This is a genomic window from Clostridium sp. TJA020 (assembly GCF_058310295.1).
On record NZ_JBZEFC010000002.1, the window covers coordinates 233,258 to 245,935 of the forward strand.

Consider the following 12,678-nt stretch of genomic DNA (forward strand, 5'->3'; position numbering starts at 1 on the left):
TTAATGTAATTGATTTCTATTAAATAATACAATCCTATTTAATATGAGTAAATAAATTTGTATATTTTTTAACTTTTTATTAAATAATTATTCAAATTTAATGATTATTTATGATAAACACTCAATATTATCACTAATTATTTTATTTAATCGCCGCCTTCTTAACTTCTTCAGCAACCTTTATTTGTACATCTCTATCAAATGCTTTTGGCATTATATATTCTTCACATAATTCATCCTCTTTAACTGAGTCTGCAATTGCATAAGCTGCTGCAAGTTTCATTTCTTCTGTTATTCTCTTAGCACCTGCATCTAAAGCTCCCCTAAACATTCCTGGGAATGCTAATACATTATTAATTTGATTATTAAAATCTGAACGTCCAGTACCAACAACTCTTGCTCCACCTTTTATAGCATCTTCTGGAAATATTTCTGGAACTGGATTTGCCATTGCAAATACTATTGAATCATTATTCATTGTTTTAACCATTTCAGTTGTTAATACATTTGGTGCTGAAACTCCTATAAATACATCTGCTCCTTTTATTACATCTTTAAGATGTCCTTTTTCATTATATTTATTTGTAACTTCTGATAGTTCTCTATGAATTTCACTTTCATGTTCCATATCTCTATGAATAACACCATTTATATTTACCATAACAACATTTCCAGCTCCCCAAGATAAAAGAAGTTTTGTTATAGCACATCCTGCTGCTCCTGCACCATTTACAATAATCTTTATATCCTTTTTATCTTTTTTAACAACTTTAAGTGCATTTATAAGAGCAGATAATACAACTATTGCTGTACCATGTTGGTCATCATGAAATACTGGAATATCTAGTTTTTCTTGAAGTCTTTTTTCTATTTCAAAACATCTAGGTCCTGATATATCTTCTAAATTTATTCCTCCAAAAGTTGGTGATATTCTAACTATTGTATCAACTATTTCATCAACATCTTTTGTATTTAAAACTATTGGAATTGCATCAACATCTGCAAACTCCTTAAATAATACACTCTTTCCTTCCATTACAGGAAGAGCTGCTTCTGGGCCAATATCTCCAAGTCCTAAAACTGCTGTACCATCTGAAACTACTGCTACTGTATTCCATTTTCTTGTGTATGTATTTACTAATTCCTTATTTTCATGAATTTTTCTACAAGGTTCAGCTACTCCTGGTGTATATGCTAAACTTAAATCCTCTTTACTCTCAACTTTAACTCTTGACTTAATTTCAAGCTTTCCTCTAAGTTCTCCATGAAACTTTAACGCCTCTTCATATATATTCATTTCTCTATCCCCTTTCAATTTATAAATTATATTTTAATCTATATTTTCAATTGATATTAATATAGCCTATATCTTTATTAATTATTTATTGTTACTATTACATAATTAAATATTAATAATCATTCAAATAATAATAAAATTTTATATAAAAATTAGTAATACTTTAAAAAATAGCTTTTATTATAAAACTATAATAACATATTATAATTAAATTTCTATTCAAAAAACTAATTATAAATACAAGTATTAGTTTTAATAATACTTGTATTTAATAAGAATATATAATTAAATAACAAAAAATTTTAAATCTAAAATCTCTTAACATAAATAAATATAAAAAATTATCCACAACCTAAAATAGTTAATCACAGTTTTTGATAACATTTACACTATTTTTGTTTATAAATTTTAATAATAAATATTTAAATAATAAATTAATCTAATTACTATCACTCTTTAGCTAAATTATATAAAGCATTAGTAAATATTTCTGTATTTAATAAAAGATCACTAACATCCATATATTCATCTTTATTGTGTGCTATTCCCTTCTGACCTGGAAATGATGGTCCAAAAGCTACTATATTAGGAAATACTTTTGCATAAGTACCCCCCGTAGTTGTAACTGGTGTTCCATCTTCTCCTGTAACACCTTCATATGCCTTTTGTAATTCTTTAAGAAGTATATGGTCTTTATCAAAACATACTGAATCCATTCTTCTATTAACTTCAACTTCATATCCTTCTATTTTTATACTATTTATTATTTCAATAATATCCTCATATTTATAAGTTATTGGATACCTAAATACTACTGATATTCCAAGTTTATTACCATTTTTACTTATATTATATGGATTTATAACAAGTTTTCCTGATATTTCATCTTCACACTTTATTCCTGACTTTTCTAATGAATGATTCTCATGAAAATTATTATGAACAAACTTAAAGAATTCGCCAAGTTCACCCTTAAAACTTCCAATTCCATTTAATGTTTTACATAAAGTTGTAGCTGCATTTATCCCAACCTCTGGTGCATTTCCTGGTGCTTGTTTACCTTTTGCACTTACCTTTTCAGTTATATTTGTTTCCCAACTTGTACTTTCACCTTTTAAAAATTCATTTCTCTTTATGCATATTTCTGCAAAATCTGGAACCATATTATTTCTAAAATTACCTTTAATATTTTCTACATAATAATTTTTTATTTCATTACTCCATATTGTTACATCAAGTATTCCTCTTTCACCATATACTGCTGGATATTTACAATCTGGAGTAAATCCCATTACAGGTGGTTTTTCTGAATTTAAATAATAAGGAATATCTTTAAATCCTGTTTCTTCATTAGTACCAAAAATAACTCTTATTTTTTTAGATAAGGGTATATTTAAATCTTTTATTACTTTTGCGCCATAAAGAACTGACATTATTGGTCCTTTATTATCCAAAACACCTCTACCATATATTTTTCCATTTGCTTCTGTTACATCAAGAGGATTATATGACCATCCTTTACCAACTGGAACTATATCAACATGTCCAATTACTCCAATATAATCATCACTACAATTTTCTCCTAAACTTAATTCAGCATAACCAATAGCATTATTTATATTTTTTGTTTTAAATCCAAGTTCCTTTGCTATTTTTAATGCTTCTTCTAATGCTCTTTTAGGATTTTCACCAAATGGTGCATCATCTTTAGCTTCCCCTTCAATACTATCTATTTTAACTAGTCTTCTTATACTTTCTATAAGCTCATCTTTGTAGCTTAAAACTTTTTCTTTAAACTTTATATTAAGATCATCTTTTACCTCTTTCATAAATCACATCTCCTTAAATAATTAATAATAAATTATTTTTATATTTAAAATATAAAATATTATTTTATATACTAAACATAGTTAAAATTACATTTTAAAATAATTTTAACTATATTATTTAAGGTAGCTAAATATTAGCTACCTTAAAATTATTAATCAAATGTTATTGGTGAATGTATTCTATCAAGATAAGCTTGTAACCATTCTTCTGATGCTTTTTCATAAGTAGTTTTTCCGTTCTCTTGTTTATTACAAACATATACTGTTGGTTCCTCATCTTCTGAAACTACTGAAAATGAAAAACCAGCTATATTAGTTGCAACTCCCCACTCACCTTTATTATTAAGTGCTACTAATGAAAGATCTCCAGATTTTCCACGTTTTCTTGTTAATTTATCATTTAAATCTTGAACAGCTTTATCACAAGCTTCTTGTGGATGCATTCCTTCTTTCATTAATCTTACTATTTCATATGAAATACATCCTTTCATTAAGTCTTCTCCAAGACCTGTAGCTGACGCTCCCCCCACTTCACTATCACAGTAGAATCCTGAACCTGATACTGGTGAATCTCCAACTCTTCCTTTTCTCTTCATAAAAAGTCCGCTTGTTGAAGTTCCAGCTACCATTTTACCTTCTTTATCTACAGCTATCATACCAACTGTGTCATGACCGTCATATGGGCTTAAGCCTTTTTCTAAAGTTTCTTTTACTTTCTTCTTATAATGTTGTTTTGCTCTATCAGTTAGCATATTTTTTCTTTCAAAACCTTCTTTGTGTGCATAATCTTCTGCTCCTGCTCCAACTAAAAAGCAATTAAATCTTTCTTCACTTAATTTTCTTGCTATACTTATTGGATTGCTGTAATCTTTTATTCCAGCAACTGCTCCTATTGAAAGTGTATCTCCATCCATATATGCTGCATCAAGCTCTACTTCACAATGCTCATTTGGAAGTCCACCGTATCCTACTGATTTATAATAAGGAAAGTCCTCAACTGCCTTTATAGCTTTTTCTATTGCATCCCCTGCAAATCCTCCATTTTTAAGATCTTCTGATGCTTCTGTAATCCCTTCAACTGCCATTCTCCAAGTAGCTATCATAGCCCATTTCATAATTTATTCCTCCACTCATACTGCAAATTTAAAGTTTTAACCCTTTTGTTTTTTTATTAGAAACATACTTCTTTCTTTAAAGTTTCTATATTTTCTTTATTGGCAAGCTTTATTGCCATGTTACAAATATTTTCTATTGATTGATTTAATCCAACCCCACCTTTTTTAGGTGTTTTTACAACAATAACTCTATCTTTATACTTTGTAGTTGCTGGATTTTCAGCTGACATAGCAGCAAATGCTGGTATATCGGAATTATTATTAATTTCTTCAGCAAGTCCACCTGCCATTTCTCCAAAGTTAGGATAATGAAGAGCTGGACCACATATTACTACATCTGGACCTAGCTTCTTAGCCATTGCTAAGAACTTCTTTTTCACCTCTTCTTCGTTTTTTTGATAATACATATCACCACAATATAATGTAGCAACTATCTTACCATCCATTTCTTTAAAGTAAGGCTCCATCATCTTTCCCGGTCCTATTATTGATTTTTTTCCAGCTGGTGGTAAATCTGCATTTTCATCGCTTCCCATTCCAGCTTGTACATGATTTAATATTAATAATACTTTAACCATTGCTCTTCTTTCCTCCTAAACTTTTATAATAAATTTTATAAATCTAAATCATCGAAATCTAAATCATCATCTTCATCTTCATTAGCTGCTGCTTCTAATTCTTCTTTTAAGTATTGATTATCTATTGTTTTAATAAATGGAATATAAATAATTATACCTAAAATTATTAGTAATACTTGTAATACTGCACCTTGCCATCCTGACACTAAGAAACCTGAAATAACTGGTGGTGTTGTCCATGGAATTTGTACTCCGTTAGTATATGGAACTAAACCACTTGACATTGCAAAATAAGAAATAATTATATTAATTGTTGGTATTAACATAAATGGAACTAACATTACTGGGTTAAGCATTATTGGTAATCCGAATATTATTGGTTCGTTAATACCAAATACTCCTGGTAATAATGAAAGTTTACCAATCTTTGTAACCCTTTGACTCTTACAAATAAATACTATTGCGATAAGTAATGATAGTGTACTTCCAGCTCCACCAAATGTAGCAAACATATCTTGGAATTGTCCTGTAATTATATTTGGAATTGGTTGTCCTGCTTGGAAAGCTTCTAAATTCTCTACTGATAATGCCTTTAATATTGGATTAAATACAGCTCCAACAACACTTGATCCATTAATTCCAAAGAACCAGAATCCATGTAAGAAAATATATGCAATTACCATAGCTGGTAATGTATTACCTAATTTTAATAGTGGTACTTGTAACATATTAAATACAAAATTATGAATTGTTTCATAAGATGTTGCTGCAAAAATATAATTTATTAAGAAGAATACTATTATAACTATACCTGCTGGTATTAATGCTTCAAATGACTTTGCAACTGTTGGAGGTACCCCTGCTGGAAGCTTGATTACCCATCCCTTTTTAAGAATTTTAGCAAAAATCACTACTGAAACAAGAGCTACAATCATACCAAGGAATAATCCTTTTGATCCAACCCAATCAAGTGGAATACCTTTTACTATGTATTCAACATTTTGCTCTTTAGGAGTAAAATTTATTTTATAAGGTGTAACTATAAAGAAAGCAACTAATGCTGTAGCTGATGCCTGAATTGCATCTATATCTAGTTGTCTCGCTAAACTATATGCAATACCTACTATAGCTAGTATTGTCATAATATCAAAAGTTGCTGCAACTGGAGTTGTAAGTTTAGCTGCCCATCCTTCACCTAAAAATTGTGCTACCCAATCATTCCATCCTGGAATAGGGAAGTTTGCTATAAGTAAGAATAATGATCCCACAATAAGAAGTGGTGTTGATATTAAGAAACCATCTCTTATTGCTATTAAATATTTATTTTTTCCTATAACTTCTGCCATAGGCATTAATATCTTTTCAAACTTTTTCATTATAAAGTTCATAATAAGTTCCCCTCTCTCTTTTATTAAACCCTTTTTATAACTTTATCTTTTGTTTATATACGTTACTTACTAATTTTCTCCATGGTTACACTATAGTTCTTTCACTTAATAGCTTGTACTTTTTATAGTTATTTGCTTTGAGCTTTTTTTATCATTTTTATAGCTGTTTTTAATACTTTTTCCCCATCCATAACTCCATAATCAGCTGCATTTATAGCATCAACTGGAATTCCTAATGGATCACATATTTCTTGCATTTTTCCAAGCATAAATCTTACTTGTGGTCCTAAAAGAACACAGTCTGGTCTTTCATCTTGAATCATTGCATGAGCTTTAACACAAGGATTAGCTTCAATATGAATGTCTAAGTTATGTTTCTTTACAACTTCAAGCATTTTTGAAACTAAAAGACTTGTTGACATTCCTGCATCACAAAATAAAAATATTTTTTTCATAGATAATTCCTCCTTAGAATTTATAAAATTTTTATTAATTTATTTTTGTACAAATAACAATAAGCAAATATCATGCCATAAATTTTCATTAGTTATAAGGCTAGTATTTTAGCTAATTTTTATGATATCATTTTCATAATCTGTTGATTTTATATTATGTGTGCTTTAAAATAATACATAATAATTTAAATTTTTACATTTATAGCACACTAAATTTATACATAATTATTTTTTTTAATAAGAGTGAATTCTCTTATATACAATAATGGGGTTGAGGTAACATAATGGTGAAAAGAATTGATTTAATTTATGAGACAATTAGAAAGTTAGATAAAGGTAATGGGGTTACTACACAAGATATTTGTAATGAATTAAATATAGAACGTTCAAATATAAGCAAAAATCTAAATAAATTAGTTAAAGAAGAAAAATTGTATAAAAACTCTTCTAGACCAGTAAAATATTATTTAAAAAATCCTAATAATATAGATTTTAATTTAAAATCATCACTTGATAAACTTTCCTATCTTTATCCATCTCTTACAGATGCTTGTAAGCTTGCAAAAACAGCTATACTTTATCCTCCTAATGGAATGAATTCATTAATAATAGGTGAAACTGGTTCTGGTAAATCTATGCTTGCAAAACTTATGCATGAATATGCAGTATCATTTTTTAATAAAGATATGCCTTTTATTCACTTTAACTGTTCAGATTATGCAAATAATGTACAACTTTTAAGCTCTCATCTTTTTGGAGTTAAAAAAGGTACATTTACTGGAGCAACTGAAGATAGAGCTGGACTTATTGAAAAAGCAAATGGAGGTATATTATTTTTAGATGAAATACACAATCTTCCAAGCGAAGGACAAGAAATGCTATTTTTATTTATGGATACAGGGTATTTTAGAAGATTTGGTGAAGTATCAAAAAAGATAAAATCTGATGTTAGGATAATTTGTGCAACTAACGAAGATATAAATGAAACCCTTCTTAGTACTTTCTTAAGAAGAATTTCTATAAAAATAAAAATACCAAGTCTTAATGAAAGAAGTCTAGAAGAAAAACTTACTTTAATTGAAACTTTTATAAAAGAAGAAAGTATTAATTTAAATAAACCTATATATATTTCCTATAATGCAATGCTGTGCTTTTTATCTTATAATTGCACATTTAATGTCGGACAACTTAGAAATGATGTAAAGCTTGCTATCGCTAATTCATATACTGAATATTTTATAAATAATAAAAAACATATAAAAATTAATAGTCCGGATCTTCCAAAAGAAATGCGTGAAAACCTTACTCGTCCTTTGATTGAAGAAAAAATAATACTAGATAAACTTCCAACTAAGGATAGATACTTTATATATGATAAGGATAGTAAAGTTAATAGTCACTCTTTTCAAAATCAAAAACAGGCTATGTTTAAAGCATATAAAACTCTAATTAATCAAGTTGAAATACATTCATCAACTAAGCACGCTTCTTATGAAGATTTTAATGATATCTTAAACGAGTATCTTAAGGTTATATCTCATCATAGTGATAATTATAAATTTAACTTTGCTTATGCTACATTTGATGAGACTAATAATAAACTTATTGAATTTGATAAAAATATGGAGAAATTTTTTAAAATTTCTGTATTTGAAAATTTATTTAATATTCATATAGATTTAATATATGATAGAATGAGCCTTATTTCTTTAGATAACCTAAATCTTCAAAATAGATTAAAAGGCTTGTTTCCTGAAGAATATAAACTAGCTTTAGAATATACAAATATTATTGAAGATAGTCTTAATCTATATATTTCTCCATCAGAGTTTATTCTAATTATGTTAATTGCAATATATGTTTTTAACTCTGATATAATTCTTGATAAATAAAAAAGGAGCATTTTTTATGCTCCTTTCATTTATAAAATCATAAATTTTCAATTAAAACCTTTAACCACTAATTCTAACCATTTTATCTATATTAAGTGTTTTTTTTATTTCATCGTCACTAAGTCCTAACTCTTCCTTTATAACTTCTCTTACACTCTTATTGAATTTAAGAGCTTTCTTTGCAATATCAGCAGATTTTTCATATCCTAAAGAAGGTGCTAAAGCTGTAACTATTCCTATACTCTTTTCAACTAAGTCTTTACATGTATTTTCATTAGCTTCAATACCTTTAACACAGTTTTCAGTAAATGTACGCACTCCATTTTTTAATATTCTAATTGATTGGAATACATTTAAAAGTATAATTGGATAAAAAGCATTAAGTTCTAATTGTCCTGATTGTGTTGCTAAAGTTACTGTTGTATCATTTCCCATTATTTGAAATGATATTTGTTTAAGTAATTCTGGCATTACAGGATTAACTTTTCCAGGCATTATTGATGAACCATTTTGTTTAGCTGGAAGATTTATTTCAGAAAATCCTGTTCTTGGTCCTGATGACATTAAAATTAAATCTCCTGCAATCTTACTTAAATTAATAGCACAAACTTTTAAATCTGATGAAAGTGCTGCCATTGTATCTGCATTTTGAGTGCTATCTACTAAGTCCTCAGCTTGTCTTATATTTAATCCACTTAATTTATTTAAATTTATACAAACTTCTTTTATATAATCTTTATTTGCATTTATTCCTGTTCCTATTGCAGTACCACCAAGATTAACTATTAAAACTTCATCAAGTCTTTTTTCTAATCTCTTTATATCTCTACTTACTGCTCTTCCATATGCAGTAAATTCTGAACCTAAACTTATTGGAACAGCATCTTGCATTTCTGTTCTTCCCATTTTTATTACATGTTCAAATTCTTGTCCTTTTACTAAAAGTGCATTTTTAAATTTTTCTAATTCTTCTATACATTCTCTTAATAATAAATGACAATTTATTAATCCTGCTGTTGGTATAGCATCATTTGTTGACTGTCCCATATTTACATGGTCATTTGGATGTACTGGATATTGTAACCCCTTATCATAACCTAAATACTCATTTGCTATATTAGCTATAACTTCATTCATATTCATATTAGTTGAAGTTCCAGCTCCTCCTTGAATTGGATCTAATATAAATTGATCTAAATACTTTCCTTCTAATAAATCATCACAAGCTTTTACTATAGCATCTTTTAAGTTATCTTTTAACTCCCCTACCTCACAATTTGTAATAGCACAAGCTTTTTTAACTAAAGCTAAGCTTTTTATGAAAGATTCTTCTAAATCTAATCCACTAATTCTAAAGTTTTCATGCCCTCTCAAACTTTGTACTCCATAATAAACATCCTTTGGCACCTTTTTGCTTCCTATTGAATCTTTCTCAATTCTGAATTCCATTTCTAAACCCTCCAATATGACTATAATATATGTACTTTTAATTTATTTTCCCTTAGTATTAAATACAAATAGCAATTATTGTGCCAAATTCGTGTGAAATCTATAATTAAAGTTTTATCTATATTATTTTTAAAATTAAAAACTCTTTATACAGTATCACTAAACTTTCATTTATATATTCACACTTATTTAAGAACTTTTATCACACTAAGCGTATTATTATTTTAAAATTTTTTAAATAATCACTAAACAGTTAAAATTTGTATACTTTAATTCTTATATTTATTAAACTTTCATATTAATTTTAGACTTAAATAAATGTTATTTTTTATGTATATTAAATTAAATTTAATGATAAAAAAAGACTTATTAAAGTTTAAATTTAAACTTTAATAAGTCTTTATAATTATATTATTTTTGTGGCATTGCTGCCTTTATTTCTACTTCTTTTATTCCAACTCTATCTAAAATCTTTTCTGATCTTTCTTTTGTTGAACCTGTTATTACTTCAAACTTAACATTTTCCGCTTCTAGGAAACTTAATATAGCTTTATCTATGGCATTTGCTAAATCCTCATCCTGCCATCTTACTCCATCTTGTGTATAACCAAATTCTCTTGGTACAAAGAATATATAATCATACTTTGGTAAATCTCTTAATGCTAATATGTACAAATCCTTTAATATTTCTATTTCTTTTTTTGTTCTCTTTTTATCACCTAACATAAATCTAGCATATATATATGGAACAAATGTAGCATAATCTGTTATTGCATAATCAAACTCATTTAAACTTTCTTCTAATTGAGCTTGTCCTAAATATATACCATATTGTTCTGCGATTGTTTCTATCATACCTTTATCTCTTAAGTAATCAGTACTATACTCAGTCGCAACTCCAACATTTAAATCTCTTATTTTTAAATCAACATATAATTGTTGTATCAGTGTAGTTTTTCCACATCTTGGTCCACCTAAGATGGCTATTCTTACTGGCATATAATCTCTCTCCTCCAAATAAACATTTGTACTTAACTTTTTATCATAAGTTTAAGAAAACAAAGTTATTATATCAGTACAATCAATAAGTTTCAATTAAATTAGTCAAAACTAATATAATGATTATAACACAAATAAAACTACATAGCCTTATAAAGCCATGTAGTTTTAAAAAATAGTATTTTTATAATTTTAAAACTCTGCTAAATTTACCTTTTCAATTGCATCTATAACCTTCTTAAATTGAGGTAAATATTTTTTATGAGCAACTAACATATCATTTAATATTTTTCTTCCTTTTATATCATCTGATACCAATGGATTTGTAACCATTGCAAGAAGAGCCGTATTATAATCTCCTGTATAGGCCGCTTCTGCTGCTAATCTTTCAAATGCTTTTATTTGTGATGTTAATCCTTGAGCTGCTATTGGTAAATCTGTTACTGTCTCAACTGGTACTGGACCATCTTTTGTTATATAACAGCTTATTTCTACTGCTGAATTATCATCAAATTGCTTAAGCTTTCCATTATTTTTTGTGTTTACAGCAACTATATTATGCTTATCATTATAAATACCATTAATTACATTACATGCAACATCTGAATAATGAGCTCCACCTCTTTTTGAAAGTTCTTCTGGTTTCACATCTAAATTTTCATCTTTATAAAGTTCAAATAGCCTTTCTTCAAGTTTCATTACTACTTCCGCTCTTGTTTTTCCTTCCGCAAACTCTTTTAATTCATTATCTAACATATCTTTTTTCTTATAATAATATCTATGATACGGACAAGTAAGCACTCCAAATGCCTTTATAAACGCTGGATCCCATCCTAATGATGCAATATTTGCAACCCCTTGTATATCTTCTCCCTTTACCATTTTATTTATAACTTCTTCTGTAATATCTTTTCCATCTAAGTAAACTCTTTGTCCATATACCATATGATTTAAACCTGCAAAATCAATTGTTACTCTATCTTTTTCTACTCCTAAAAGTTCAGCTACTCCAAACTCCATGCCTATTGGAACATTGCAAACTCCAATTACCTTTTTATGAACTCCATATCTTAAAAGTGCTTCTGTAACTATACCAGCTGGATTTGTAAAGTTTATAAGCCAAGCATTAGGACAAAGCTCCTTTATGTCTTTTGCTATATCAAGAATAACCGGAACTGTTCTAAGTGCCTTAAAAAGTCCTCCAGCTCCATTTGTTTCTTGTCCTAAATATCCATAGCTTAAAGGAATTCTTTCATCTTTAGCCCTGGCCTTTAAAAGACCTACTCTTAATTGAGTTGTAACAAAATCTGCATCTTTTAAAGCTTCTCTTCTATCTAAAGTTAAATGTATTTCCATTGGAACTCCCGCTTTTTCAACCATTCTTTTTGAAAGATTCCCTACTATTTCAAGTTTTTCTTTTCCTTCTTCTATATCAACAAGCCAATATTCTGCAACTGGCATCTCATCATATCTTTTTATAATTCCTTCAACTAATTCTGGAGTATAGCTTGACCCTCCACCTATTGTAACTATCTTCAATCCTTTTTTACTCAAATTAAAACCTCCCAATTTATTTTTATAATTTATTCTCAATTTATTTATACAAATTTTATAACAGATAACCTATACCTTAAATAATTCTTTCTTATATTGACTTAATTATATTTCCTTTTAAA

10 protein-coding genes are annotated in these 12,678 nt (G+C 27.9%); 1 reads left to right on the plus strand and 9 read right to left on the minus strand.

Annotated elements, in window-relative coordinates; genetic code table 11:
* Positions 1 to 142 precede the first annotated feature (142 nt).
* From AC4FQ1_RS05030 to AC4FQ1_RS05055, 6 genes are all read right to left on the minus strand, one after another.
* Positions 143 to 1,297, minus strand: a complete 1,155-nt coding sequence (locus AC4FQ1_RS05030; protein ID WP_491169112.1) for an NAD(P)-dependent malic enzyme — start codon at positions 1,295 to 1,297, stop codon at positions 143 to 145.
* 449 nt (positions 1,298 to 1,746) lie between these two features.
* A complete protein-coding gene (locus AC4FQ1_RS05035; RefSeq protein WP_491169113.1) occupies positions 1,747 to 3,126 on the minus strand; it encodes a Sapep family Mn(2+)-dependent dipeptidase in 1,380 nt (459 codons plus the stop codon).
* 152 nt (positions 3,127 to 3,278) lie between these two features.
* The gene (locus AC4FQ1_RS05040; RefSeq protein ID WP_303130809.1) at positions 3,279 to 4,241 is read right to left on the minus strand and encodes a glycosylasparaginase; all 963 of its coding nucleotides are present in this window, start codon (positions 4,239 to 4,241) and stop codon (positions 3,279 to 3,281) included.
* A 56-nt stretch (positions 4,242 to 4,297) separates the two neighbouring features.
* Positions 4,298 to 4,819 carry a GrdB-related putative oxidoreductase gene (locus tag AC4FQ1_RS05045; protein WP_303130565.1) on the minus strand — a complete coding sequence of 174 codons (522 nt, stop codon included), beginning with the start codon at positions 4,817 to 4,819 and terminating at the stop codon, positions 4,298 to 4,300.
* A 35-nt stretch (positions 4,820 to 4,854) separates the two neighbouring features.
* Positions 4,855 to 6,207 carry a PTS cellobiose transporter subunit IIC gene (celB, locus tag AC4FQ1_RS05050; RefSeq protein ID WP_491169114.1) on the minus strand — a complete coding sequence of 451 codons (1,353 nt, stop codon included), beginning with the start codon at positions 6,205 to 6,207 and terminating at the stop codon, positions 4,855 to 4,857.
* Positions 6,208 to 6,335: 128 nt separating this feature from the next.
* Positions 6,336 to 6,662, minus strand: coding sequence for a PTS sugar transporter subunit IIB (locus tag AC4FQ1_RS05055; protein ID WP_303130566.1), 327 nt, complete (start codon positions 6,660 to 6,662; stop codon positions 6,336 to 6,338).
* A gap of 284 nt (positions 6,663 to 6,946) precedes the next feature.
* Here AC4FQ1_RS05055 and AC4FQ1_RS05060 point away from each other — a divergent pair, with 284 nt between their 5' ends.
* Positions 6,947 to 8,554, plus strand: a complete 1,608-nt coding sequence (locus AC4FQ1_RS05060; protein ID WP_491169115.1) for a sigma 54-interacting transcriptional regulator — start codon at positions 6,947 to 6,949, stop codon at positions 8,552 to 8,554.
* 60 nt (positions 8,555 to 8,614) lie between these two features.
* Here the strand turns inward: AC4FQ1_RS05060 and AC4FQ1_RS05065 are convergent, their stop codons facing one another.
* The 3 genes from AC4FQ1_RS05065 to AC4FQ1_RS05075 all read right to left on the minus strand — a co-directional run bounded on the left by AC4FQ1_RS05065 (position 8,615) and on the right by AC4FQ1_RS05075 (position 12,556).
* Positions 8,615 to 10,003 carry an aspartate ammonia-lyase gene (locus AC4FQ1_RS05065; protein WP_303130569.1) on the minus strand — a complete coding sequence of 463 codons (1,389 nt, stop codon included), beginning with the start codon at positions 10,001 to 10,003 and terminating at the stop codon, positions 8,615 to 8,617.
* Positions 10,004 to 10,414: 411 nt separating this feature from the next.
* Positions 10,415 to 11,002, minus strand: coding sequence for an AAA family ATPase (locus tag AC4FQ1_RS05070; protein ID WP_303130571.1), 588 nt, complete (start codon positions 11,000 to 11,002; stop codon positions 10,415 to 10,417).
* A 192-nt stretch (positions 11,003 to 11,194) separates the two neighbouring features.
* A complete protein-coding gene (locus AC4FQ1_RS05075; RefSeq protein WP_491169116.1) occupies positions 11,195 to 12,556 on the minus strand; it encodes a 6-phospho-beta-glucosidase in 1,362 nt (453 codons plus the stop codon).
* Positions 12,557 to 12,678 lie beyond the last annotated feature (122 nt).